Origin of the sequence: Arenimonas maotaiensis (assembly GCF_014638745.1) — a bacterium.
GTDB classification, from domain to species: domain Bacteria; phylum Pseudomonadota; class Gammaproteobacteria; order Xanthomonadales; family Xanthomonadaceae; genus Arenimonas; species Arenimonas maotaiensis.
In genome coordinates, this window is record NZ_BMFO01000001.1 from 584,825 (window position 1) to 610,158 (window position 25,334).

23 protein-coding genes and 2 tRNA genes are annotated in these 25,334 nt (G+C 68.1%); 15 read left to right on the plus strand and 10 right to left on the minus strand.

The features are described from left to right. Window positions 1–4: 4 nt before the first annotated feature. Window positions 5–217 carry a BolA family protein gene (locus tag IEV56_RS02825; protein WP_425488553.1) on the minus strand — a complete coding sequence of 71 codons (213 nt, stop codon included), beginning with the start codon at window positions 215–217 and terminating at the stop codon, window positions 5–7. Window positions 218–304: 87 nt separating this feature from the next. On the opposite strand from IEV56_RS02825, the gene IEV56_RS02830 reads away from it, so the two are divergent. The 13 genes from IEV56_RS02830 (at window position 305) to IEV56_RS02890 (ending at window position 10,368) form a co-directional block, all read left to right on the plus strand. Further along, window positions 305–1,306 (plus strand): KpsF/GutQ family sugar-phosphate isomerase, encoded by a 1,002-nt coding sequence (locus IEV56_RS02830; RefSeq protein ID WP_188447515.1) that lies wholly within the window; start codon window positions 305–307, stop codon window positions 1,304–1,306. After that, window positions 1,306–1,830: a KdsC family phosphatase gene (locus IEV56_RS02835; RefSeq protein ID WP_188447517.1), complete on the plus strand. Its 525-nt coding sequence runs from the start codon at window positions 1,306–1,308 to the stop codon at window positions 1,828–1,830. Before IEV56_RS02830 ends, IEV56_RS02835 begins: the two co-directional genes overlap by 1 nt. A 23-nt stretch (window positions 1,831–1,853) precedes the next feature. Next, window positions 1,854–2,387 carry an LPS export ABC transporter periplasmic protein LptC gene (gene lptC, locus IEV56_RS02840; RefSeq protein ID WP_188447519.1) on the plus strand — a complete coding sequence of 178 codons (534 nt, stop codon included), beginning with the start codon at window positions 1,854–1,856 and terminating at the stop codon, window positions 2,385–2,387. Further along, complete coding sequence (gene lptA / locus IEV56_RS02845; protein WP_188447521.1) at window positions 2,368–2,868, plus strand: lipopolysaccharide transport periplasmic protein LptA; 501 nt, start codon at window positions 2,368–2,370, stop codon at window positions 2,866–2,868. Before lptC ends, lptA begins: the two co-directional genes overlap by 20 nt. After that, the gene (gene lptB, locus IEV56_RS02850) at window positions 2,868–3,587 is read left to right on the plus strand and encodes an LPS export ABC transporter ATP-binding protein (RefSeq protein WP_188447523.1); all 720 of its coding nucleotides are present in this window, start codon (window positions 2,868–2,870) and stop codon (window positions 3,585–3,587) included. The genes lptA and lptB overlap by 1 nt, the downstream gene beginning before the upstream one ends. A 17-nt stretch (window positions 3,588–3,604) precedes the next feature. After that, entirely contained in the window at window positions 3,605–4,963 is a 1,359-nt protein-coding gene (rpoN, locus tag IEV56_RS02855; protein WP_188447526.1) for an RNA polymerase factor sigma-54, read from the plus strand. Window positions 4,964–5,039: 76 nt separating this feature from the next. Next, window positions 5,040–5,366 (plus strand): ribosome hibernation-promoting factor, HPF/YfiA family, encoded by a 327-nt coding sequence (hpf, locus tag IEV56_RS02860; RefSeq protein WP_188447528.1) that lies wholly within the window; start codon window positions 5,040–5,042, stop codon window positions 5,364–5,366. Between the two features lie 31 nt (window positions 5,367–5,397). After that, window positions 5,398–6,351, plus strand: coding sequence for an HPr(Ser) kinase/phosphatase (hprK, locus tag IEV56_RS02865; protein ID WP_188447530.1), 954 nt, complete (start codon window positions 5,398–5,400; stop codon window positions 6,349–6,351). Further along, complete coding sequence (gene rapZ / locus IEV56_RS02870; protein WP_188447532.1) at window positions 6,348–7,220, plus strand: RNase adapter RapZ; 873 nt, start codon at window positions 6,348–6,350, stop codon at window positions 7,218–7,220. Before hprK ends, rapZ begins: the two co-directional genes overlap by 4 nt. 2 nt (window positions 7,221–7,222) lie before the next feature. Beyond that, entirely contained in the window at window positions 7,223–7,486 is a 264-nt protein-coding gene (locus tag IEV56_RS02875; protein ID WP_188447534.1) for an HPr family phosphocarrier protein, read from the plus strand. A 63-nt stretch (window positions 7,487–7,549) separates the two neighbouring features. Beyond that, window positions 7,550–8,917: a magnesium transporter gene (gene mgtE, locus IEV56_RS02880; protein ID WP_188447536.1), complete on the plus strand. Its 1,368-nt coding sequence runs from the start codon at window positions 7,550–7,552 to the stop codon at window positions 8,915–8,917. Next, a complete protein-coding gene (locus tag IEV56_RS02885; protein ID WP_188447538.1) occupies window positions 8,917–10,098 on the plus strand; it encodes a YeeE/YedE family protein in 1,182 nt (393 codons plus the stop codon). Before mgtE ends, IEV56_RS02885 begins: the two co-directional genes overlap by 1 nt. A 6-nt stretch (window positions 10,099–10,104) precedes the next feature. Beyond that, window positions 10,105–10,368 (plus strand): DUF1294 domain-containing protein, encoded by a 264-nt coding sequence (locus IEV56_RS02890; protein WP_188447540.1) that lies wholly within the window; start codon window positions 10,105–10,107, stop codon window positions 10,366–10,368. A gap of 9 nt (window positions 10,369–10,377) precedes the next feature. On the opposite strand, the gene tsaB is transcribed toward IEV56_RS02890, so the two are convergent. From tsaB to IEV56_RS02915, 5 genes are read right to left on the minus strand one after another with little or no spacing between them, the layout of a single operon-like run. Then, window positions 10,378–11,067 (minus strand): tRNA (adenosine(37)-N6)-threonylcarbamoyltransferase complex dimerization subunit type 1 TsaB, encoded by a 690-nt coding sequence (gene tsaB / locus IEV56_RS02895; RefSeq protein ID WP_188447542.1) that lies wholly within the window; start codon window positions 11,065–11,067, stop codon window positions 10,378–10,380. Beyond that, entirely contained in the window at window positions 11,064–13,025 is a 1,962-nt protein-coding gene (yoaA, locus tag IEV56_RS02900; RefSeq protein ID WP_229730145.1) for a DNA repair helicase YoaA, read from the minus strand. Before yoaA ends, tsaB begins: the two co-directional genes overlap by 4 nt. Beyond that, window positions 13,022–13,525: a hypothetical protein gene (locus tag IEV56_RS02905; RefSeq protein WP_188447544.1), complete on the minus strand. Its 504-nt coding sequence runs from the start codon at window positions 13,523–13,525 to the stop codon at window positions 13,022–13,024. Before IEV56_RS02905 ends, yoaA begins: the two co-directional genes overlap by 4 nt. Next, window positions 13,522–15,900, minus strand: a complete 2,379-nt coding sequence (gene mrcB, locus IEV56_RS02910) for a penicillin-binding protein 1B (protein WP_229730146.1) — start codon at window positions 15,898–15,900, stop codon at window positions 13,522–13,524. Before mrcB ends, IEV56_RS02905 begins: the two co-directional genes overlap by 4 nt. A 44-nt stretch (window positions 15,901–15,944) precedes the next feature. Next, window positions 15,945–18,068: a bifunctional (p)ppGpp synthetase/guanosine-3',5'-bis(diphosphate) 3'-pyrophosphohydrolase gene (locus IEV56_RS02915; protein WP_188447546.1), complete on the minus strand. Its 2,124-nt coding sequence runs from the start codon at window positions 18,066–18,068 to the stop codon at window positions 15,945–15,947. 38 nt (window positions 18,069–18,106) lie between these two features. On the opposite strand from IEV56_RS02915, the gene IEV56_RS02920 reads away from it, so the two are divergent. Continuing rightward, window positions 18,107–18,568 (plus strand): hypothetical protein, encoded by a 462-nt coding sequence (locus IEV56_RS02920; protein ID WP_188447548.1) that lies wholly within the window; start codon window positions 18,107–18,109, stop codon window positions 18,566–18,568. On the opposite strand, the gene hrpA is transcribed toward IEV56_RS02920, so the two are convergent. Beyond that, on the minus strand, window positions 18,561–22,466 hold the full coding sequence (hrpA, locus tag IEV56_RS02925; RefSeq protein WP_188447549.1) for an ATP-dependent RNA helicase HrpA: 3,906 nt from the start codon (window positions 22,464–22,466) through the stop codon (window positions 18,561–18,563). The genes IEV56_RS02920 and hrpA overlap by 8 nt on opposite strands. A 58-nt stretch (window positions 22,467–22,524) precedes the next feature. Next, window positions 22,525–24,471, minus strand: coding sequence for an alpha/beta hydrolase family protein (locus IEV56_RS02930; RefSeq protein ID WP_188447552.1), 1,947 nt, complete (start codon window positions 24,469–24,471; stop codon window positions 22,525–22,527). 142 nt (window positions 24,472–24,613) lie between these two features. Between IEV56_RS02930 and IEV56_RS02935 the strand changes: the two genes are divergently transcribed. After that, window positions 24,614–25,081 carry a Dps family protein gene (locus IEV56_RS02935; protein ID WP_188447553.1) on the plus strand — a complete coding sequence of 156 codons (468 nt, stop codon included), beginning with the start codon at window positions 24,614–24,616 and terminating at the stop codon, window positions 25,079–25,081. An 85-nt stretch (window positions 25,082–25,166) separates the two neighbouring features. Here the strand turns inward: IEV56_RS02935 and IEV56_RS02940 are convergent. Then, window positions 25,167–25,242: transfer RNA gene (locus tag IEV56_RS02940), tRNA-Lys, on the minus strand. A gap of 15 nt (window positions 25,243–25,257) precedes the next feature. Beyond that, window positions 25,258–25,333, minus strand: a tRNA-Lys gene (locus IEV56_RS02945). Window position 25,334 lies beyond the last annotated feature (1 nt).

The window sequence follows — 25,334 nt, forward strand, 5'->3', positions numbered from 1 at the left end:
GGCCTCAGGCGCGGCCGGCTTCGGCCGGCGTCAGGGTTTTCAGGGCCAGGGCGTGGATTTCGCCGCCCATCTTCTCGCCCAAAGTGGCGTACACCAGGCGGTGTCGGGCCAACGGCAGTTTGCCCTGGAAGGATTCGTGGACCACCAAGGCCTCGAAATGCACGCCGTCATCGCCGTAGACCTCGACATGGGCGCCGGGCAGACCGGCAAGGATCATCTGGGTTATGGCTTCCGGGGTCATCCGTACACGCTCTCGGCATAAGTCGTACAATAAGGCTCACCATGATACCGCCAAAGATGGCCGATGACCGCCGCCCCCGCTGAAAATGTTTGCACCGATGCGGACTGGATCGCCGCCGGCCGGCGTGTGCTGGCCGTCGAAGGCCGGGCCTTGGCGGCGCTGGAAAACCGGCTCGACGCGCACTTCGCCGAGGCCTGCCGGCGCCTCTTGGCCTGCACCGGCCGGGTGATCTGCACCGGCATGGGCAAATCCGGCCACATCGCCAACAAGATCGCCGCCACCCTGGCCTCCACCGGCACCCCGGCCTTTTTCGTGCACCCCGGCGAAGCCAGCCACGGCGACCTGGGCATGATCCTAGACCAGGACGTGGTGCTGGCGCTGTCGAACTCGGGCGAATCCGATGAACTGAACATGATCATGCCGGTGCTGAAACGCCAAGGCAACGTCATCGTCGCCATGACCGGCCGGCCGCAATCGCGTCTGGCCGGCTTCGCCGACGTGCACCTGGACGTCTCGGTGCCGGAAGAGGCCTGCCCGCTCGGCCTGGCGCCGACCTCCAGCACCACCGTCAGCCTGGCCTTGGGCGATGCGCTGGCCGTGGCCCTGCTCGAGGCGCGCGGCTTCGGCGCCGAGGACTTCGCGCGCTCGCATCCGGCCGGCAGCCTCGGCCGCCGACTGCTGGTGCGCATCGACGATCTGATGCACAGCGGCGACGCCTTGCCGATGGTGATGCCGGACGCCAGCGTGACCGAAGCGCTGCTGGAAATGAGCGCCAAGCGCCTGGGCATGACCGCGGTGGTCGACGACGCACTGCAACTGCTCGGCGTGTTCACCGACGGCGACCTGCGCCGCGCGCTGGAACGCGGCCCGATCGATTTCTCCACGACGCCGGTCAGCGCCCTGATGGGCCGTCAGCCGAAGACCGTGCCGGCCGGCCACCTGGCGGTCGAGGCCGCGCACCTGCTGGAACAACACCGCGTCAACGGCCTGCTGGTGGTCGATGACGGCGGCCGGCTGGTCGGCGCGCTCAACATCCACGACCTGTTGCAGGCGCGGGTGCTGTGATGGACCTGCAAACCCGCGCCGCCCGCATCCGCCTGGCCGCCTTCGACGTCGACGGCACCTTGACCGACGGCCGGCTGATCTTCGACGCCCAGGGCAACGAACTCAAGGCCTTCCACGTGCATGACGGCCAGGGCTTGCGCCTGCTGGAGGACGCCGGCATCCGGGTGGCGTTGATCACCGCCCGCCGCAGCGCCATCGTGCAGGCCCGCGGCCGCGACCTGCGCCTCAGCCATGTGCACGACGGCGTGGCCGACAAGCTCGCCGTGCTGCGGCAGATCTGCCAGGCCGAAGGCGTCACACTGGACGAGACCGCCTACATGGGCGACGACTATCCCGATCTGGGCTGCCTGCAGTCGGTCGGTTTGGCCGCCTGCCCGAGCGATGCCCTGCCCGACCTGCGCGCCGCCGCGCACTTCACCGCCGGTTTCGCCGGCGGCCATGGCGCCGCACGCGCGCTGTGCGACCTGATCCTGGCCGCGCAGGGCAAAGACGCCGACGTCCGTCGACGGTTCGGTGCCGGATGAATTACCGCAAGGGGGCCCTGGCCATGAGCCTGCTGGTCGCCGCGCTGGGCGTGGTGGTATGGGACATGCGCGGCCAGCGCGAGCGCCGCGTGGATACCGCGGTGCGCTCGGATTACCGGCTGGAACGCTTCGAGATGAGCGCCTACGGCGAGGACGGCAGCATCGCCTTCGGTCTGAGCTCGCCGCTACTGGAGCGCGCCGCCGACGGCAAGACCCTGGACATCGAGACGCCCGCGTTCGTGTTCCCGGCCGAAGGCGGCCGCAGCTGGCAGGCCGGCGCCCGGAGCGCATGGGTCTCCGACCGCGCGCGCGAAATCCAGCTGCGTGGCGACGTGCGCATCGTCGGCCCGCTGTCCAAACGCGGACTGCGCACCGAATTCTCCGCCGACCGGCTGAGCGTGTTCCCCAAGGACAACCGCATCGCCAGCCCCGGCTGGGTGACCGTCAGCCACGGCACGTCTATACTGAAAGGCAAAGGCCTCGAGGCCGACATGAAACAACGCCGCGTCAAACTCCTGTCCGAGGTCACCGCCCGCTATGCGCCCGAATCCCGTTAACCTCCTGCCGGCGCTGCTGCTGCTCGCCGCCGCCTCCGGCGCCGCCGCCAAGAGCACCGACCGCAAACAGCCGATGGACATCGCCGCCGACAGCAGCGACATGCTGCTGAACGACGACGGCGTCTCGAAGATCTGCGGCAACGTGCGCATCAGCCAGGGCACGCTGGCGATCGACGCCGACTGCGCCGAAGTCACCCGCGTCAAAGGCGACCTGACCCAGGTCACCCTGACCGGCGCGCCGGCCCGCCTGCGCCAGGTCAACGACAACGGCGAACCGATGGACGCCTCGGCGGCGCGCATCATTTACTTCACCAAAGCGGCGCAGATCACCCTGTCCGGCGGCGTGGTGATCGACCAGCCGCGCGGCAGCATGCGCGGCGAATCGATCCGCTACGACCTGAACACCGGCCGCCTGAACGGCGGCGGCGACGGCAGCCGGATCCAGATGCGGCTGAGCCCGAAACCCGAGGGCGGCGGCTGATGCTGAGCGCGCGTGGACTGAAGAAGTCCTACAAGCAGCGGGCGGTCGTGCACGATTTCGGGCTCGACCTGAATCCCGGCGAAGTGGTCGGCCTGCTCGGCCCGAACGGCGCCGGCAAGACCACCTGCTTCTACATGATCGTCGGCCTGATCGGCGCCGACGCCGGCCGCATCGAACTCGACGGCCGCAACATCACCAACCTGGCCATGCACGAACGCGCGCGCCTGGGCCTGGGCTACCTGCCGCAGGAAGCCTCGGTATTCCGCAAGCTGTCGGTCTCGGAGAACATCGAAGCCGTGCTGGAACTGCGCCAGGACCTGGACGCGGCGGGCCGCGAGACCGCGCTGACCCAGCTGCTGGACGAGCTGCAGATCGGCCATGTCGCCACCCAGCTCGGCGCCAGCCTGTCCGGCGGCGAACGCCGGCGCGTCGAGATCGCGCGCGCGCTGGCCGCCAATCCGCGCATGATCCTGCTCGACGAACCGTTCGCCGGCGTCGATCCGATCTCGGTGCTGGACATCCAGGGCATCATCCTGCAGCTCAAGCAGCGCGGCATCGGCGTGCTGATCACCGACCACAACGTGCGCGAGACGCTCGGCATCTGCGATCGCGCCTACATCCTGTTCGAAGGCACCGCGCTGGCCGAAGGCAAACCGGACTTCCTGCTGGAGCATCCCGACGTCCGCCGCGTCTACCTGGGCGAGCAGTTCAAGCTGTAACCGGCATGAAACCCGGCGTGCGACTGACCCAACGCCAGGGCACCCGGCTGACGCCGCAGCTGCAGTTGGCGATGCGCCTGCTGCAGTGCGGACGGACCGAACTCGAACACCTGATCGAAGACGCGCTGGCCGCCAATCCGGTACTGGAACGCGTCGCGGACGACGGCCCGGCGCACACCGGCGACGAGCCGCTCGATCATGGCCCCGGGCACGCCGAAAACGGCGAACCTCCGCTTCCTGCCGAGACCGGCGCCGCGGCCGGCGACGAGCCGGACTGGCACGGCATCGCCGAACCGGTGTCGCTGCAATCGCATCTCAATGCGCAGTTGCGCCTGAGTCCGCTCGGACCGCGCGACCGCGCCATCGGCGAAGCCCTGATCGACGGCCTGGACGCCGACGGCTACTGCACCGCCGGTTTCGACGACATCCGCGCCGCCTGCGCACTGCAGCCGGCGCCGGACGATGCCGAGATCGAAACGGTACGCCATCTGATCCAGCGCTTCGACCCCTTGGCGGTGGCCTCGCGCACGCTGTCGGAATGCCTGCTGCTGCAGCTGCACGGCATCGACGCCGAACCGGCGGTGCTGGCGGCCGCGCGTCGCATCGCGGACGCGCATCTGGACGTGCTGGCGCGCCAGGGCGTGTTGGGCGCGGCCAAGGCCCTGGGCCTGGCGCCGGATCTGGCCGGCCGCGCGGTGGCCGTGCTGAAGACGCTCGATCCGCGGCCGGGCGCGGCACTGGCCGCGGCGCGCACCGAATACATCGAACCGGACCTGATCGCCGAACGCGACGGCACGCGTTGGCGCGTGCGCCTGCTCGACGGCCATCGGCCGCGGCTGCGGGTCAACGCCGGTTACGGCCGGCGCCTGCGCGCCGGCGCCGCCGAGCAGGCCGTCATCGGCCAATACCGGCAGGAGGCGCAGTGGCTGGTCGCCGCGCTGGCGCAGCGGCGCGACACCCTGCGCCGGGTCGCCGAAGCCGTCGTGCGCCGGCAGACCGGCTTCCTCGAACAGGGCCTGCGCGGCCTGCGCGCGATGCGCCTGCAGGACGTCGCCGGCGACCTCGGCCTGCACGAATCGACCGTGTCGCGCGCCTGCAACGGCAAATACCTGGCCACGCCGCACGGCCTGTTCGAGCTCTCGGCCCTGTTCGCCTCGGGCGTGGCCGACGGCGGCGACGGACTGCAGGCGGCCGATGCCGTGCAGGCCCGCATCGCCGAACTGATCGGCGCCGAGGATCCGGCCAAACCGCTGTCGGACGCCGCCATCGCCCAGCGCCTGGCCGCCGAGGGCGTCTCGATCGCCCGCCGTACGGTCGCCAAATACCGCGACGCCCTGCGCATTCCGCCCGCTTCCGCGCGCCGCGAATCGGCGTAGACTGGAAGTGCGGCAAGCGTTTTTTTAACGCCGTCCGTGTTAGGTTGGAATCGAAACCCGCAGAAAGGAGGTCACCATGCAATTGCACATCACCGGACACCAGGTCGAGGTCACGCCCGCCATCCGCAGCTACGCCGAGGAGAAGATGGCGCGCGTGAAGAAGCACTTCGACCATCACCTCGACATCAAGATGATCCTGTCCGTGGAGAAACTGCAGCAACGCGCCGAAGCCACCCTGCACACCGCCGGCAAGAACCACTTCGCCGACGCCACCGCCGCCGACCTGTACGCGGCCATCGACCTGCTCGCCGACAAGCTCGACCGCATGGCGGTCAAGCTCAAGGAGAAGATGAAGGACCACCACCGCGGCGAATCCGCCGCGAAGCAGGAGAAGTTCGGCTAAAATCGGAGGTACCTCCCGCCGCCGGCCCGCCATGAACACCAGCATCAGCGCACGCGAGCTGTTCAACCAACTGCAGACGAGCCTGAACCTGCGCTGGTTGGCGGGCCGTTCCGGCAAGGACATCCGCACCGACCGCAACGAGCTGACCTCGAAGCGCCCGTCGCTGGCGGGCTATCTCAACGTCATCCACCCCAACAAAGTGCAGGTGTTCGGGATGGCCGAACTGGCCTGGCTCGACCGCCTGGACGCGCGCCAACGCTGGGAAGCGATCGCGCTGATCATCGAGCACAAACCGCTGGCCCTGGTCATCAGCCAGGGCCAGGTCTGCCCGACCGACCTGCAGACCGCCTGCGAGGAAGCCGGCATCGCGCTCTGGGTCTCGGACCGGCGCGGCTTCGAATGCCTGAACCTGCTGCAGCATTTCCTGTCCAACCGGCTGGCGCCGCAGACCTCGCTGCACGGCGTGTTCATGGAGATCTTCTCGTTCGGCGTGCTGATCACCGGCGAGGCCGGCGCCGGCAAGAGCGAGCTGGCGCTGGAGCTGATCAGCCGCGGCCACCGGCTGGTGGCCGACGACCAGCCCGAATTCACCCAGATCACCCCGAGCATCATCGAAGGCAGCTGCCCGGCCCTGCTGCAGGACATGCTCGAGGTCCGCGGCCTGGGCATCATGAACATCCGCCAGATGTTCGGCGACACCGCGGTGAAGACCAGCAAGTACCTGAAGATGGTGGTCAACCTGCTGCACTTCCGGCCCGAGCACAACGACGCCGCGTTCCGGCTGACCGGCACCGCCTCCAGCCAGCGCGTGCTCGACCTCGACATCCCGGTGTTCAACCTGCCGGTGGCGCCGGGGCGCAACCTGGCGGTGCTGACCGAAGTGGCGGTGCGCCTGCAGATCCTGCGCCAACAGGGCAAGGACCCGGCCAACGACTTCATGGCGCGGCACCAGCAACTCCTCGATGACACCGACCTGAGCCCATGAACGAAACCACCGCCACCCTGATCATCGTCAGCGGCCTGTCCGGCTCCGGCAAGAGCGTGGCCCTGCGCACGCTGGAAGACCTCGGCTTCTACTGCATCGACAACCTGCCGGCCAAGCTGCTGCCCTCGACCGTGGCCGACATCGCCGCCGACATCGAACAGGGCGGCCGCATCGCGGTCAGCATCGACGTGCGCAACCTGAGCCACGACCTGAGCCGGATGGGCCAACTGCTGTCGGAAGTGAACGCCGCCGGCTACCAGACCCGCCTGGTGTTCTTCGACACCGAGGACGCGGTGCTGATCAAGCGCTTCTCCGACACCCGCCGCAAGCATCCGCTGTCGCTGCGCGGACTGACGCTGTCGGACGCCATCGCCGAGGAGCGCAAGCAGCTGCGGCCGCTGGTGGCGCTGGCCGACACCGTGATCGACAGCAGCGAGATGAACGTGCACCAGCTGCGCAAGCGCGTGATCGACGAGGTCCAGGACCACGCCGGCCAGGCGGTCTCGGTGCTCTTCGAATCCTTCGCCTACAAGAAGGGCGTGCCCAGCGACGCCGACTTCGTGTTCGACACCCGCTGCCTGCCGAACCCGCACTGGCTGCCGGCGCTGCGCCCGCTGTCGGGCAAGGACGCGCCGGTGCGCGCGTACTTCGAGGCCGACGAGACGGTGCGCGTGTATCTGGCGCAGGTCACCGCCTTCATCGACGCCTGGCTGCCGCGGTTCGAATCCGAGAGCCGCAGCTACCTGACCGTGGCCTTCGGCTGCACCGGCGGCCGTCACCGTTCGGTGTATCTGGCCGAGAGCCTGGCCCGGCACTGCGCCGCGAGCGGCCGTGATAAGGTAATGGTCCATCACAGGGAATTGGAGTGAGCATGGCCGAGCGGACGCTCAAGGTAACGGCGGAAAACGGACTGCATGCGCAGGCCTCGGCCAAGGTGGTGCAGACCCTGAGTCATTTCGGCTGCAACGTCAGCTTCAGCCTCGGCGGCCGCGAGGTCAACGCCAAGAGCATCATGGGCGTGATGCTGCTGGCCGCCGGCCCGGGCCGCGAGATCCTGGCGCGCGCCGACGGCGACGACGCCGAGCAGGCCTTGGACGCGCTGCAGCAGCTGTTCGAATCCCGCTTCGGGGACTGAGCGTCAACGGCTTTCCATCACCGGCGTTTGCGCCGATAATAACCCGGTCACCGGGAGAGCCGCATGGTTGAACACGTCCGTCACGCCAAAACGGCGCAGCAGCTGCGCCTGCTCTCCGACGCGCTGGATTCCGGCCGTCTGGGTCCGGTGCGGCGGCTGGTCAACATCCTGTCGCCGGCCGAGATCGGCAACCTGCTGGAATCGCTGCCGGCCGCCAAGCGCAACATCGTCTGGGGTCTGGTCGATCCGGAGGACGACGGCGAGGTGCTGGTGCACGTCGGCGAGGACGTGCGCGAAAGCCTGATCGCCGAAATGGACCAGGACGAGATCATCGCCGCGGTCGAGGACCTCGACCTGGACGACCTGGCCGACCTGATCGACGACCTGCCCGACACCGTCATCGACGAAGTGCTGAAGTCGATGGACCGCGACCACCGCGAGCGCCTGGAGCAGGCGCTGTCCTATCCCGAGGACTCCGCCGGCCGACTGATGAACACCGACGTGGTGACCGTGCGCGCCGACGTCACCATCGACGTGGTGCTGCGCTACCTGCGCCTGCGCGGCGAACTGCCGGACCATACCGACTACCTGTACGTGGTCTCGCGCCGCAACCAGTACATGGGCCGCATCTCGGTCAGCGACCTGCTGACCAAGGACCCGGCGACGCCGGTCAACGAGCTGATCGACGACGAGCAGCCCGGCATCCCGCTGGACACGCCCGACAACGAAGTGGCCACCCAGTTCTCCGACCACGACTGGATCTCGGCGCCGGTGGTCGACGCCAACAACACCCTGCTCGGCCGCATCACCATCGACGACGTGGTCGACATCATCCGTGCCCAGGCCGAACACCAGGCGCTGAGCGCGGTCGGTCTGGACGAGGACGAGGACCTGTTCAGTCCGGTGCCGCGCGCCGCCAAGCGCCGGGCGCTCTGGCTCGGCATCAACTTGGCCACCGCCTTCCTGGCGTCCTGGGTCATCGGCCGCTTCGAGGCCACGCTGCAGCAGATCGTGCCGCTGGCGATCCTGATGCCGATCGTGGCCAGCATGGGCGGCGTGGCCGCGACCCAGACCCTGACCCTGATGGTGCGCGGCATCGCGCTCGGCCAGGTCGGCGTCGGCAACCTGCGCGCGCTGTTCAACAAGGAAACCCTGGTCGGTCTGATCAACGGCGCGGCCTGGGCGGTGGTGGTCGGCGTCATCGCCGGCCTCTGGTTCGAGCCGCTGATCGGCGTGGTGATCGCGGCGGCGATGATGATCAACCTGGTGGTCGCCGCGCTCTCGGGCGTGGCCGTGCCGCTGCTGCTGAAGCGCATGGACATCGACCCGGCGCTGGCCGGCGGCGTGGTGGTGACCACGGTCACCGACGTGATGGGCTTCCTGGCCTTCCTCGGCCTGGGCAGCTGGATTCTGGTCGGAAACGCCGCCTGATGTCCGCCCCGCCGCGGCCGACGGCCCAAGGTCCGGTGGTGCTGGCCGCATTCGCGGCCATCGCCGCGCTGGCTTTGGCCGCCGGCGATGCCGGCTCGCCGCGCATCGCCCTGCTCACCGTGGTCGGCGCCCTGCTCGGCATCGCGCTGTACCACGCCGCGTTCGGCTTCACCTCGGCGTTCCGGGTGCTGTTGGCCGACGGCCGCAGCGCCGGCTTCCGTGCGCAGCTGGTGATGCTCGGCGCCGCCTGCCTGCTGTTCTTCCCCGCGCTGGCCGCCGGCAGCCTGTTCGGCCAGCCGGTGAACGGCTTCGTCTCGCCGGCCGGGCTGTCGGTGGTGATCGGCGCCTTCCTGTTCGGCATCGGCATGCAGCTCGGCGGCGGCTGCGCCTCGGGCACCCTGTTCAGCGCCGGCGGCGGCAGCACGCGCATGCTGGTCACCCTGGCGTTCTTCATCGGCGGCTCGGTGCTCGGTGTGCTGCATCAGTCCTGGTGGAAGGCCTTGCCCGGCCTGGGCCCGGTATCGTTGATCGACCGCTTCGGCTGGCTGCCGGCGCTGTTGCTGAATCTGGCGGTGTTCGCGTTGGCCTATCTCGTTGCAGCGCGCATCGAACGCCGGCGCCACGGCGCGCTCGAATCCATCCGGCGTATCGACGCCGGCGCGTTCCGGCAAGGTCCGTGGCCTCTGTTGGCCGGCGCGCTGGCGCTGGCGTTGCTGAATTTCGCCACCCTGTATCTGGCCGGCCGGCCGTGGGGCATCACCTCGGCCTTCGGCCTGTGGGGCGGCAAACTGCTGCAAGGCGTTGGCCTGCCGGTCTCGGATTGGGCGGGCTTCGAACAACCGGCAATGCGCGAGGCCTTGGCCGGCAGCCTGCTGACCGACATCACCTCGATGATGGACATCGGCCTGGTGTTCGGCGCCTTCCTGGCGGCCGGACTGGCCGGCAAATTCCGTCCCGAATGGCGCATCCCGCCGCGGCAGCTGCTGGCCTGCGCGCTCGGCGGCCTGTTGCTGGGCTACGGCGCGCGCATCGCCTACGGCTGCAACATCGGCGCGTTCTTCAGCGGCATCGCCTCCGGCAGCCTGCACGGCTGGCTGTGGATCGCCAGCGCCCTGCTCGGCAACGCCGCCGGCATCCGGCTGCGGCCCTGGTTCGCGCTGTCGGTGCCGAACCGCTGCTGACGCCGCATGCGCGCGCTCGCCATCGGGCTGTTGGCGCTGAACCTGTGCGCGCTCGCGCTCTATGCCTGGGACAAACACGCCGCACACCGCGGAACACGGCGCGTACCGGAAGCCCGCCTGCATCTGCTGGCCCTGCTCGGCGGTTGGCCGGGCGCTTGGCTGGGGCAACGCCTGTTCCGGCACAAGACGCGCAAGGCCGCGTTCCAGCGCCGCTTCACGGCCTGCGTGGCGCTTAATCTGGCAATACTTGGATTTTGGCTGTGGCGCTGAGCGATGCCGCTAGGGCGTCGACTTGCCGCGTTCATCCAGCGTGAGCGCGACCTTGTCGCGCAAGTACGTCGGCTCGATGCGTTCCGGCGGCAGCGCCAAACCGGCGCGCAGGCCGTATTCGCCAAGTTGCAACAGCGCCTCGGGGTGCGGCAGCGCCTCGGCGTCGATGCGGCCCATGGCCGCGCTGAACGCCGCCGGCAGACGCGCGGCGTAAGCGCTGAAGCCCGAACCGGCGCCGATCCAGTCGCCGTCGGACGGCAACGCCAGAGCGTCCGGCGCCAGCAGCCGTTCCGGCGCCAACGCCACGGCGATGCCGTCGCGTTTTTGATAGAAGCCCGCGTAGCACTCGCCCATGCGCGCGTCCATCACCACCGCGATCGGACCGTCGTGGTCCTGCGCCTGCGCGATGGCGGCGAGCGTGGACACCGGCACCAGCGGAATGCCGAGCGCCAAGGCCATGCCCTGCGCCAGCGAGACGCCCAAGCGCACGCCGGTGAACGCGCCCGGACCGACGCCGACGGCGACGGCCTGCAGTCCGGACTTGGCCACGCCGGCCTGCGCCAGCAGCTCGTCGCACCAAGGCAGCACGCAGTCGGTGTGCCGGCGCGGCGTCAGTTCGAAACGGCCGCGCCCAGCGCCGTCGGCGAGCAGACCGACCGCGCAGGCCTCGGTGCTGGTGTCGAAGGCGAGCAGGTTCATGCCGGCACTCTAGCAAAGAATTCGCGCACGTCGTCGAGTTCGCGCGTGCGCGGGAACGGCGGCAGCGACTGGATGAAGATGCGGCCGTAGGGTTTGCTGACCAGACGGGTGTCGCCCATCATCAGCACGCCGCGGTCGGCGACGCTGCGGATCAGCCGGCCGGCGCCCTGTTTCAGCGCGATCACCGCCGACGGGATCTGCTCCTCGGCGAACGGATTGCCGCCGCGCTGGCGTACCGCTTCCAGACGCGCCTCCAGCACCGGATCGTCGGGCGCGGCGAACGGCAGCTTGTCGATGACGACCAGGCTCAGCGCCTCGCCGGCCACGTCCACGCCTTCCCAGAAGCTGGCGGCGCCGAGCAGCACGCCGTTGCCGGATTCGCGGAAACGCGCGAGCAGCTCCATGCGCGGGGCGGTGCCCTGCACGAACAGCGGCCAGGGCCCGCCCTCCAGCTGCTGCGCCGCCTGCTTGAGCGCGCGGTGCGAGGTGAACAGCAGGAACGCGCGGCCCTTGGAAGCCTCCAGCACCGGCCGCGCATGTTCGAGCAGGGCGTCGATGAACTGCGGGTGGGACGGCTCCGGCATGCCCTTTGGCAGGTAGAACAGGCCTTGGTTCTGCCAATCGAACGGACTGGGCTGCACCAGCACACGCGGTTCATCCAGGCCGAGCTTGGCCGCCAGATGCGACACCGAGCGGTTCACCGCCAGCGTCGCGGAGGTCAGGATCCAGGCCGCCTGGCTTTGTTCACGGTACTGCCGCAAGGGCGTCGAGACGTCCATCGGCGTGGCGTTCAAGGTGATGCCGCGCGGACTGAGCTCGTACCAGCGCACGGCGGCGGCCGGGGCGGTCGTTTCGTCCCCGGCTTCGGCTTCGCGGCGTGCCGCCGTCAGCCACAGCCGCCAGCGTTGCAGCAGGATTTCGGCCCGGCCGGTGCATTGGTCGAGCGCGGCCGAGGCGCCGGCCTGCTGCCGCAGCGCCTCCAACAAGGTCTCCGCGTCCGTCTGCAGCGCGTCCATGGCGGCGATGACCGCCGGCTTGGCGCGCAACAGGGCCGCGGCGCCTTTACCGGGCACGGCCTCGCATTCGGCGCGCAACTGCTTGACGCGCAGTTCCAGCAACTTCACCGTCGGTGCCAACAGGATCGAGCTGCCACTGATCTTGCCGGCCTCGAGCAGGACGTCTTTGCCCAGTTCCAGCCATTGCCGGGTACTGACCGAATCGCCGAAGAATTGCAGCGCCAGCTCGGGCACCTGATGCGCCTCGTCGAGGATGAACACCGAGGCGCCCGGCAGCACTTCGCCGAAGCCTTCCTGCTTGATCGCCAGATCGGCCAGCAGCAGGTGGTGGTTGACCACCACCACATCGGCGCTCTGCGCCTGCTGGCGGGCCTTGACCAGATGGCATTCGCTCCAGAACGGGCATTCGCCGCCCAGGCAGTTGTCGGCGGTCGAACTCACTTGCGGCCAAATCGGGCTGTCCTCGGGAATGCTGGACAGCTCCGCCAGGTCGCCGCGCTGGGTCTTGCCGGCCCAGGCCAATACGCGCTGGAAATGTTGGGCCGCGTCCCGGCTGGCGAAGGTCTCGGACTTGGCCTGCTCCAGGCGGAACTGGCACAGGTAGTTGGCGCGGCCTTTCAGCAGCGCCGAATGCACCGGCGTGCCGAGCGCCTTCTTGATGCGCGGCAGGTCGCGGTGGTACAGCTGTTCCTGCAGGGCCTTGGTGCCGGTGGAGATGATCACCCGCTTGCCCGACAGCAGCGCCGGCACCAGATAGGCGAAGGTCTTGCCGGTGCCGGTGCCGGCTTCGGCGACCAGCACCGCGCGGTCTTCGATGGCTTCGGCGATTTCGGTCGACAGCTGCTGCTGGCTCTCGCGGAACGCGAAGCCCTCGAGTCCGCGCGCCAGCACGCCGTCGGCCGACAGCGCGTGCGCGCAGGCGTTGACCAGCTCGGAGGTCACAGGCGCGCCGGCGGGACGAGCGTACACTCACCCAGGTTCTGCGCCAGCTCCTGATCCGGCAGCGCGTGGCCCTGCGCCAGGGCGGCATAGTGCAGGGTCAACCAGTTGCGGCGGCACAGGGGGCCGAGTTTGGGGCCGGACGCGAACGACTGCCGGGCCAGACGCTCGGCCAAGGGCCAGGAACGCTCGAGGATGGCCAGTTCGGCGCGGGCCTGCAAAGCCTGCGGATCGGCGGCATTCAGCGCCAGCGCGCGGTCCAGGAGTTCCGCGGCCTTGGCGCGGTCGCCGTCGGCTTCGGCGCGCGCGGCCTGTTCGCGCAGATCGACGATGGCCTCGTCGGCCAAGGCCTGGAACATCAGCTCATCGCCGACATCGCCCTGCGCGCGGATCTTGCCCAGCATCTGCTCGGGCGTTTCCGACAGCGCCGGCACGGCCACGGTCTCGGGCCGGCTGCAGGCGGCCGAGAACAGCACCAGCACGATGGCGAGCGCTTTCTTCACGGACGACCCGCGGCGGCGGTGCCGTCCTGGGACGGCGCCGGCGCGTTGTCCTTGTCGCCGCGGAACCAATCGATCCAGGTATCGAACAGCGATCGGTCTTCGGGCGGCGGCGGCTCGCCGCAACTGACGTGTTCGGTCGGCAGATAACCGGCCACGAACGCGGCACGACGCGCGCCCGGACAGTAATCCTCGGTGGTGGCGTAGCGCGCGGCGTCCAGCCAGACCCATTCCAGGCCGTCGCCGGACACGCGCAGCGGCCGGCTCGGCAGGCGCGTGAACAGCTGCGACCAGATGCGCATGGCGCCGGTGGCGCCGTACAGGCCGGTGGATTCGTTTTTGTCGTTGCCGACCCAGATCACCGCCAGATGGTCGCCGGTGTAGCCGGCGTACCAGCTGTCGCGCGAATCGTTGCTGGTACCGGTCTTGCCGGCCGACTGCAGGTCGCCCAGGCCGTCGGACAGCAAGGCGCGGGCGGTGCCCGAGGTCACCGTCTGCTGCAGCGCCACGGTCACCAGGCGCGCGGCCATGGCGTCGCCGCGTTGCGCCTTGACCGGCGCGGTTTCGTATTTGCTGAGCGCCTTGCCCTGCGGATCGAGCACCGCGCGCACCGCTTGCAGGGGCTGCACGCGGCCGCCGGAGGCCAGGAACTGGTACATCTGCGCCATGCCGTACACCGGCAGGTCGACCGAACCGAGCAGCAACGACGGCCGGGCCTTCACGGTCTCGCCGCTCAGCGACTGCACCAAGGCGCTCAGCCGTTCGGGTCCGATCTGCATGCCCAAGCGCACCGTGGCCTGGTTGTAGGAATTGGCCAAGGCCGAGGCCAAGGTCACCGTGCCGTGGCTGCGGCGGTCGGAATTCTTCGGCTCCCAGACCTTGCCGTCGTCGGTGTTGACCGCGATCGGCTCGTCGCTCAGCCAGCTGGCCAGCGACCATTCGTTCGGCCGCGCCAGCGCCAGCATGTACACGAACGGCTTGAGCAGGGAACCGACCGGACGGCGGGCATCGACCGCGCGGTTGAAGCCGGGATCGCCGATGCGGCGGTTGCCGACCGCGGCCACGATGTGGCCGGTCTCGGCGTCGGTGACGATGGCGCCGGCCTGCAGCTCGGGGCCGTCCTTGCGCTGCACGCGCTCGAGCGTGCCGGTGACCGCCTTCTCGAGATAGGTCTGCGCCGACGGCGACAGCGTGGTCAGCACGCTCAGGCCCTGGCCGCTGAGCTCGGCGTTGTCGTAGTCCTTGGCCAGCTGCCGGCGCACGATGTCGAGGAAGGCCGGCGCGCGGTTGCGGGCCAGAATCGGCTTGGCGGACACGCCCAGCGGCGCGGCGTTGGCTTTGGCGGCCTGCGCCGGCGTCAGCAGGCCGGCTTCGACGAATTCATTGATGACGATGGCGCGGCGTTTGAGCGCGCGCTCGGGATTGCGGCGCGGATCCCAGTAACCGGGGCCCTGCACCAGGCCGATCAGCAGCGCGATCTCGTGCTCCTGCAGATGCGACACGTCGCGGCCGAACCAGAAGTCGGAACCGGCGGCGATGCCGTGGATCGACTGGTCGCCGACTTGGCCGAGGTAGACCTGGTTGAGGTAGGCCTCGAGGATGGTCTTCTTGTCGAAGCGGGCCTCGATGATCAGCGCGTACAGCGCCTCCTTGACCTTGCGGGTGATGGTCTTGGTGTTGCTCAGGAACAGGCTGCGCACCAGCTGCTGGGTCAGCGTCGAGGCGCCCTGCTCGAAGCCGGCCTCGCGGATGTTGACGTAGATCGCGCGCGCCACGCCCAGCGGGTCGATGCCGTGGTGGTTCTGGAAATTGCGGTCCTCGACCGCCTGCAGGCCCTTGACCAGCAGGTCCGGCAAGCGGTCGATCTTCACCAGCCGGCGTTCTTCGGTGTTGTTGCCGTACAGGGTGGCGATGCGTACCGGATCGACCTTGGCAGAGGCCAGCGCGCGCCGGCTCTTGCCGTCCCGCAGCGAGGCCACGCGGCCGGACACCAGCAGTACCTCGAGCTGGCGCGACGGCACCCGGCCGTTGACGTCGAAGAACTCGCGCGTGGTCAGCCGGAAGCGGCCGCCATCGCGGTCGTAGGTGCCGGCGATGCGGCCTTGGCCGTCATCCTTGTAGCCGCCGGCCTGCAGCTCCAGCTCCAGGCTGGCGCCGTCCAGGCGCGCGTTCGGCTTCAGCAGCAGCGGGCGTGCGTAGACCTTGGTCGGCACCTGCCAGTTGAGCTGGGCGAACTGGTCGCGCACCTGCTTGTCGAGATACCACAGGTAGGGCAGGCCCACGCCCAGCATCAGGCCGACGCCGAGCAGCAGCAGGCGCCACAGTCCGCGTTTGAGCAGGGAATCGTTCGGTGCCGCGTCGTTATCGGGTGTGTTCACGGGGAGTCGGAAACGGGGTTCGCCTCATTCTATCAGCTGACGGCTCAGCCGAAGCGCCGGGCTTCGATCACGCCGGGCACCGCGTCCAGTTTGCCCAACAGGGCGCTGAGCTGGCCGAAATCGGCGACCTTCAGGTTCATCCGCAGTTCCGCCATCGGACCGCCCTGCGACAGCGTATTGACCCCGACGATGTTGACGTTGGCCTGGGCGATCAGGTTGGTCAGGTCCTTCAGCAGCCATTTACGGTCGTAGGCCCGGATCAGCACCGCCACCTCGTAGCGGCCGTCCTCGCGGCTGCCCCAGTTCACCGGCAAGGCCCGCTCCGGGTGCATGCGCAGCAGATAGGCCAAGCTGGCGCAGTTGCCGCGGTGGATGCTGACGCCCTTGCCCTTGGTCAAATAGCCGGTGATGGCGTCGCCGGGCACCGGTTGGCAGCAGCGCGCCAGCTGGGTCAGCAGGTTGCCGACGCCTTCCACGGTCAGGTCGCTGCGGTTGGGCGTGCGCGGCGCCGGGCCCGGTTTGCGCGGCACCGGCTCGGCCGCCGGCTGCGACTGCTCGTGCAGCGCGCGCGACACCTGGCCGGGGCTGATTTCGCCCAAGGCCAGCGCCACGCACAGCTCGTCGCGGTCCGGCAACTTGAGTTTCTCGAGCGCCGGCTTCAGGTCGGCCTGCATCAGGCCGATGCGGCGCAGCTCCTTGTCCAGCATCTCGCGGCCGTCGTCCAGGTTGCGCTGGCGGTCGAGCCGGTAGAAATAGGCCCGGACCTTGTCGCGCGAACGCGAACTGGCCAGATAGGCGTTCGAGGCCAGCATCCAGTCGCGCTTGGGCGCGCCGGTCTTGCCGGTCATGATTTCGACCCGGTCGCCGGACTGCGGCTGGTACTCCAAGGGCACGATACGGCCGTTGACCTTGGCGCCGCGGCAGCGGTGGCCGACGTCGGTGTGCACATGGTAGGCGAAGTCGAGCACGGTGCCGCCCGGCGGCAGGTCGATGACCTCGCCCTTGGGCGTCAGCAGGTATTTGCGGTCTTCGACCAGCTCGGTGCCGATGCCGGCCAACAACGCGGCGTCGTCGCCGCCGCGGCTGTTCTCCAGCAGCTGCCGCATCTGCGCGATCTTGCGCTCGAACTCGCCCTGGGCCTTGCCGCCCTCCTTGTAGCGCCAGTGCGCGGCGACGCCCATCTCGGCATGCTCGTGCATCTTCCAGGTGCGGATCTGCACCTCCAGGCCCAGCCCCTCCGGTCCGATCACCGCGGTATGCAGGCTCTGGTAATTGTTGTTCTTGGGCTGCGCGATGTAGTCGTCGAACTCGCCGGGCACCGGCGTCCACAGCTGATGCACCACGCCCAGCACGCTGTAGCAGGCGGCGATGTCGTCGACCAGCACGCGCACGGCGCGGATGTCGTACAGCGCCTCGAAATCGGCATGCTTGCGCTGCATCTTGCGCCAGATGCTGTAGATGTGTTTAGGCCGGCCGGCGACGTCGGCCGCGATGCCGGCCTGCGCCAAGGCCTTGCGGATCTGCGCCATGGCGCGCTCGATGTAGCGTTCGCGCTGGGCGCGCTTCTCCTGCAGCTGCCGGGCCACGGCTTGGTACTGCGCGGGCTCGCGGATGCGGAACGCCAGATCCTCCAGCTCCCATTTGAGCTGCCAGATGCCGAGCCGGTTGGCCAGCGGCGCGTGGATGTCGAAGGTCAAATCGGCCAGCGCGCGCGCCTCGGCCTCCGGCCACTGCACGGCCTTGCGCATCTGCAGCAGCTGCCAGGCCAGCAGGATGATCAGCACGCGCAGGTCGAGGATGATCGCCAACAACAGCCGGCGCAGGCCTTCATGGCCGCCGTTGCGGCCCTGTTCGCGGTAGATGTCCCAGACCTTGCGCGAGGCGTTCAGGCCCTCGAGCAGGCGCGCCTGCTCGGGCTTCAGCGGGAAATCCGGACTCTGCAGCGCCGGGCACAAGTAGACCGCCGCCGCCAACAGCATGTCGACGTCGGCCGACAAACCGGACAACAGATCCCACAGGGCCAGGGTCTCGTCCAGCGTCGCGTCGTCCATCACCGCACCGGCACGGGCCGCCAGCGCCGCGCACTCCGGCCGTGCCAGCCAGAGGGCGAGCCGGGTGTCGGCGGACGGCGGCGGCGGCGGTTTTGGCACGGCGGCGGACTTATGCATTACACTTCGGACAGTATGGCAAAAAAACCGGGGTCGATATGAGACATTTTCTGCTGTTTTCCGTTCTGGCGCTGGCCTCTTGGCAAGCCGACGCGCAATCGGCCGAGGGCGGCTCCATCAAAGACCGCATGAGCGCCGAACAGTTCCGCGCGGCCGGCCTGCACAAGCTCAGCGAGGCCGAGCTGAAACAGCTCGATGCCTGGTTCAGCGGCGAGAAGACCGTGGTGGTCGAGAAAGTGGTCGAACGCACGGTCGAAGTCGAGAAGAAAGAAGACACCAGCGACATCAACAGCAACGTGATCGGCGAATTCCGCGGCTGGCGCGGCTACACCGAATTCAACCTGGCCAACGGCCAAGTCTGGACCCAGGCCGAAGCCGGCGCGCTGTACACCAGCAAGCTGACCGACCCCAAAGTACGCATCGTGCACAGCAACTTCTCGGGCTGGAAGCTGCAGGTCGAGGGCTACAACAGCTGGATCAAGGTCAAGCGCGTCAAATAAGCGCGGCCAGCTGCTTGGCGAGGCGCTTCTCGGACACCGCGCCCTTCAGCGCCAACTCCTGCGCGAACACCAGCACGTTCAGTTCCTCCACGTCCTGCCGGAAGCGGGCGACGTCGGATTCGGTATCGCGGCCGGCGTCCATCAGCGCCGCGGACGCGTCGTTGAAGGCCTTGACCGACAGCATGCGCGTCTGGTCCTTGGCCGGATCCTGCAGGGCCCGTTCCTGACGCAGCGCCAAGGCTTTCAGGTAACGCGGCAGCTGCGCCAACATCGGTGCCGGCGTGGCCGCCAGGAAGCCGGGAAACACCAGGCGCTGCAGACGCGCCTTGATGTCGGCCAAGTTGCCGCTGGCCCAGCCCATCAGCGGCGGACTCATGCTGCCGCGCAGCTTGACCACCCACTTCAGGCACTCTTCCAGCAGACTCAGCACCGCCATGCTGCGCGCGAACAGCTGTTGGCCGATCTGCCGCTGCAGACCCTCGAACGCGGCCGGATCGCGGATGCCGGCCAGATCCCGCGCCAGCAATTCGTTGCAGGCCGCCTGCACGCAGTCGCTGCGTAGCTTCTCGGCCGACTCGATGGTGGCGTACACCATGCCCAGCTTGGCGTCGACCGGCAATTGCTTGGCGGCGCTCTTGCGTTTGTCGGCCAAGGCCGCGAGCAGGAAATGCCGCACCGCGACGGCATGCTGCGCGTCGGCTTCCTCGGCCGTGGCGAGGGCCTGCAAGCGGATCGCGCCATCGGACAACACCAAGGCCGGATAGGCGGTCAGGCCTTCGGCGGTATCCAAGGTGCGCGGAATCGGCTGTTCGGGGAAGCGCGCCAAGGCCTCCTGACTGAACCACTGTCCGGCCTGCTCGGAGAACGCGCGCTCGGCGGCTTCGGCGAAGCGCGCCTTGAGCTCGGCCAGATCACGCGACTGCGCCAACACATTCCCCTGCCGATCGGCCAGCCGCAGGTTCATGTGCAAGTGCGGCTCCAGCTGTTCCGGCTGAAAATCCAACGCGGTCACCGGCGCGCCGGTACTGCGGGTCAGGAAGCGCGCCAAAGCGCCCTCCAAGCTGTCGGCATCCATCTGCGGATGCGCCTGCTGGAACGCGCGCGCGAAATCCGGCGCCGGCACGTAATTGCGGCGCAAGGTCTTGGGCAGACCGCGGATCAGCGCCGCGGCGCGGTCTTCGACCAGCCCCGGCACCAGCCAGCTCAGCCGCGCGGGGTCCAGCGCGTTCAGCAGATGGATCGGCACGTCCAAGGTCACGCCGTCGTCGGCTTCGCCGGGACTGAACCGGTAATGCAGCGCGAGCCGATTGTTGCCGAGCGCGAAGAAGTCCGGGAAGCGCGCGCCGTCGCTGGCCTCGGCCTGCATCAGGTCCTCAAGACGCCAAAGCAGGGCGCGCTTCTTGGCCTCCGGCAGTCCGCGGTACCACTTGTCGAGCGCGTCGGCCGAACAGATCTCGGCGGGAATGCGGTCGAGATACCAGCGCGCCTGCCAATCCTCGTCGGCCACCAAGCCGCTGCGGCGCTGCTTGGACTCCTCCTCGAGCGCCTTCTCCAGCACCTGCCGGTTGCGCGCGATGAAACCGGCGCGGCTGTCGATCTCGCCGGTCAACAGCGCCTGGCGGATGAAGATCGCATGCGATTCCTCCGGGAACAGCGTGCCGTAGTGCACCGGTTTCTTGGCCGCCAGCAACAGGCCCAGCAGGCTGATCTGGCAATAACCGATCACCCGCCCTTGGCGCCGCGACCAATGCGGGTCGTGATACGTGCGGCTGAGCAGGTGCGTGCATTCCTCGATGACCCATTCCGGATCGATCTTGGCCGCCATCAGACCCCAGACCTTCTGGGTGTCGAGCAGATTGCCGACCAGGCACCAGTTCGGCGGCTGCTTGGCCAAGGGTGAGGCCGGGAAAACCGCGAACCGGCGCTGGCGCGGCGCATCGAACAGGCCTTTCTCGTTGCGGTGGCCGATCTGCGTCGGCAACCCGGCCAGCAGCGCGCGATGAATCTGCCGGTAGTGCGCGGCCTGCTGGCGTGGATCGATCTGGCCGGCGGCGATGCGCGCCTCGACCTCGGACCAGGACGGCAGGTTCCAGCGCAGCTCCTGGCAGGTCACCAGCAGCTGCCGATGCAGTTCGCGCCACTCGCGCATGCGCAGGTATGAGAGGAAATTCCGCTCGCACCATTTGCGCAGCTGGCTTTGGCTCATGTCCTCGTGCGCCTGCCGGTAGGCGCGCCACAGGTTGACCACGCCGAGGAATTCGGAAGACGCGTCGGCGAACTGCCGGTGCGCGTTGTCGGCCGCTTCCTTGGCGTCGGCCGGGCGCTCGCGCGGGTCCTGGATGCCCATGAACGCGGCGATCACCGTCATCTCGTGCAGCACGCCATGGGTGTCGGCGGCGACCAGCATGCGCGCCAGCTTGACGTCGACCGGCAGACGCGCCATCTGCCGTCCGACGGCGCTCAGTTCGCGGTGGCGGTCGATGGCGCCGAGCTCGGACAGGGTCTGCCAGCCGTCGTTGATCGCGCGCGGATCGGGCATGTCGATGAACGGGAAGCGCTCCAGCGCGCCGAGCTTCAGGCTGAGCATGCGCAGGATGACGCCGGCCAGGGACGCCCGCTTGATTTCCGGATCGGTGTACGGCGTGCGCTGGGCGAAATCGGACTCGGCGTACAGCCGGTAACAGATGCCGGCCGAGACCCGGCCGCAGCGGCCCTTGCGCTGGTCGGCGCTGGCCTGGGAGATCGGCTCGATCTGCAGCCGGTCCATCTTCTGGCGCGGCGAATAACGCTTGATGCGCGCCAGGCCGGGATCGATCACGTACTTGATGCGCGGCACGGTCAGCGAGGTTTCCGCGACGTTGGTGGCCAACACGATGCGGCGGCCCGGACCGGGCTGGAACACGCGGTCCTGGTCCTTGATCGACAGCCGCGCATACAACGGCAGCACCTCGGTGGCGCGGTACTTGCGTTTCTCCAGCGCCAGATGCGCCTCGCGGATCTCGCGCTCGCCGGGCAGGAACACCAGAATGTCGCCCAAGCCGTCCTCGCCGGTGATTTCATCCACCGTGCGCACGATCTTCTCGGACAGGGTCAGGTCCTCGGCGCGCTCCAGCCGCTCCGCACGCGGCTTGCCGCGGACGGCGGCGGTTTCCTGGAAGTCGCGGTAACGCACCTCGACCGGATAGCTGCGCCCCTCCACCGCCAGCACCGGCGCGTCGCCGAAATGGCGGGCGAAGCGCGCGGTGTCGATGGTGGCCGAGGTCACAATCAGCTTGAGGTCGCGGCGCTTGGCCAACAGCCCCTTCAGGAAGCCGAGCAGGAAATCGATGTTGAGGCTGCGCTCGTGCGCCTCGTCGACGATCAGCGTGTCGTAGCGCGACAGCCAGGGATCGCTCTGGATCTCGGCCAGCAGGATGCCGTCGGTCATGAATTTCAGATAGGTGTTGTCGCCGACCTGCTCGTTGAAGCGCACCTGGAAGCCGACCGCGGCGCCGAGCGACGTGCCGAGCTCGTCGGCCACGCGCTTGGCCACCGCGCGCGCGGCGATGCGGCGCGGCTGGGTGCAGCCGATCATGCCGGCCACGCCGCGGCCGGCCGCCAGGCAGATCTTCGGCAGCTGCGTGGTCTTGCCGGAACCGGTCTCGCCGGCCACCACCACCACTTGGTGGCGCGCAATCAGTTCGCGCAGTTCATCGGCGTAACGGCCCACCGGCAGGCCGTCGTCCACCCGCGCCTCGGGCCGTGCGGCGGCGCGCGCCGCGAAGGCGGCGTGGCTGTCTGCCAGTGCGCGCGCGAACGCCGCCTGGGCCTTGGCGTCGGCCGGGTTGCGCCGGCAGGCCGCCTGCAGGCGCCGCAGGCGGCCCTGGTCGCGGCTCAGGGTCTCGGGGAAATCGGACATCCGGCCATTTTACCGGAGCCGCATATGAAAACGGCGCCTTCCGGCGCCGTTTCATGGATCAACGGACCGGCTGCAGTCCGCTGGCGCTGACCGTTCCGGGCTTGAGGTTCTTCTCGAAGAAGGCCAACAGGCGGTTGGCGAAATCGATCTGGTTCTCCTTCAGCACGTTGCCGTGGCCTTCGCCTTCGTAGATCTTCAGCTCGACCGGTGTACCGACCTTTTGCAATGCAGCGTACATGATCTTGCTCTGTTCGGGCGGACAGGTGAAGTCCTTCTCGCCGGCGGCCAGCATGACCGGAATACGGATGCTGGACGCCAGACGCGCCGGCGAATACTGCGCCACGTCATCCTGGGCCACATCGCCGAAGAAGGTCTTCAGCGGGTTCATGCCACCGCCGCCTGCGGTCGAATAGCTGAGCTGCAGCGGCAGGTCATAAGTGCCGACGTTGCCGACGGCGCAACGGTACAGGCTCGGCTCCTTGGCGGCGCCCATCAACGCGGCATAGGCACCATAGCTCGCGCCGTAGATGCAGATACGGTCCGGGTCGGCGATTCCCTGCGCGATGGCCCAACGGGTGGCGTCGGTCAGGTCGTCCTGCATGGCCTTGCCCCACTGGCGGTAGCCCTTTTCCTTGAACTCCTTGCCATAGTTGCCGGAACCGCGGAAGTTCACCTGCATCACGGCGTAACCGCGGTTGGCCAGCATCTGCACTTCGGGGTTGAAGCCCCAGGAGTCGTACGGGCCGAACGGGCCGCCGTGCGGATTGACGATCAGCGGCAGGTTCTTGCCGCTGCTGCCGCGCGGCACGGTGACGAACACTTCGATGTCCAGACCGTCACGGGCCTTGAACTTCATCGGCTCCATCAAGGCCATCTTCTTCTCGTCCAGCCATGCGCCGCGGGACAGCAGGTGCTCGGCCTTCTGGGTCTTGCTGTCGTACAGATAATACTCGCCCGGGATGGTATCGGACTCGACCACATAAATGGTCTTGGCGCCGTCATGGGTGGCGGAGACCGGATACACGTCCACGTCCGGAAAGGAGGCCTGCAGTTTAATCAACTCGCGCGCGGCAGGATTGTTCTTGTCGATGAAATCGTAGCGCGGGAACCCGTCAAGGTAGCGCACCGCATACACGCTATCGTCGACCGGCGAACTCAGGACCTCGAGCGGATCGACGTTGTCGTCGCGCGAGACAAGGCGCTTCTGCCCGGTCTTGAAGTCATGCGCGTAGACCGCGCCCGGACCGCTTTTCTCGCTGAGGGTGAAATACGCCAGCGTGTTGTCGGAGGAGAAACCGAGGAAATCGAATTCCTGCTCGCTGGCCTTCAGGTCGTGGATGACCGTCCAGCTGTCCTTTTCGCTCGCGCGGCCGTAGACCTTGGCGTCCTTGTAGGACTTGGCGGTCACGTACAGGCGGACCGCCGCGGCGTTGTCGGTGACGTACTGGCCCGGGGCCTCGGTCGGCGGCTTCTTGAAGGTGTCGACGATGGTGCCGTTCTCGACGTTCATCTTGCCGTAGGTCTGCAGACCCTCCTTGGAGCGGAACTGCACCAGCACGAATTTATCGTCATTCTTGAGGGTATCGAGCAGGAACGGATTGCGGCCGTCGCCGTACGCCGTACCGACCTTGCTGCCGTCGGCGTTCATCGCGTAGTAGGCTGGAATCAGCGACGGTGCGGCGAAACGGCCCTCACGCACACTGGAACGGAACAGCAGGCGCTCGGGCGACACCCAATAGAAGTCCTGGATATGCGCTTTTTCCTGCGGCTTGAACGAACCGGTGATTTTCTTGCTCTGCAGGTCCATCACCACCAGGGCGGTCAGATTCTCCAGCGGCACGGTGGCGGCCAGATACCGGCCGTCGGGCGAGATCTTGACCTGGCGGAAGCTCGAGCGCTTCCAGAAATCCTCGACCGGAATCGGATCGGCGGCGAATGCCGGCGCGGTGGCGGACAAGGCGAACAGGCCGGCGAGCGCGCCGGCGACGATGGAACGGACGAACATGCAAAATCCCCAGATGTCTTCGTAGGCCTACTTTAGCGGGCATGGCGCATGAAGACAAGCAATGGCCGGGCGCGCCGCCTTCACAAACCGCCACCGTGGACCTACACTGGAACGGTTCCCGCATGAGCCCACGGAGGCACCCATGAAAATCGACATCGGCATCGCCGCCAAGGACCGCAAACACATCGCGCAAGGGCTTTCGCACCTGCTGGCGGATACCTACACCCTGTACCTGAAGACCCACAATTTCCACTGGAACGTGACCGGCACGATGTTCAACACCCTGCACACCATGTTCATGGCCCAGTACAACGAGCTCTGGCTGTCGCTGGACGAGATCGCCGAACGCATCCGCGCCCTCGACCATTTCGCGCCCGGTTCGGGCGCCCAGTACGCCAAACTGTCCAGCATCCCTGAAGAGACCGGCGTACCGGACTGGAAGGGTATGGTGACGCAGCTGGTGCAGGGCCACGAAACCTGTGCGCGGACCGCGCGCGAAGCGTTCAAACGGGCCGAGAAAGCCGGCGACCAACCCAGCGCCGACCTGGCCACCACGCGCATGCAGGCGCACGAGAAGACGGCCTGGATGCTGCGCGCGCTGCTGCAGTAGCCGCGGAATCGGCCGGATTTCCCGCTTAATTTTTCATCCGGCACAAAAAAGGCACTTATCGCGGAGATAAGTGCCTGTTTTGCGTTGGTGGGCCGTGTAGGATTCGAACCTACGACCAAAAGATTAAGAGTCTTCTGCTCTACCAGCTGAGCTAACGGCCCGCAAGCGGGGGTTCGTGGTGGGTCGTGTAGGATTCGAACCTACGACCAAAAGATTAAAAGTCTTCTGCTCTACCGACTGAGCTAACGACCCG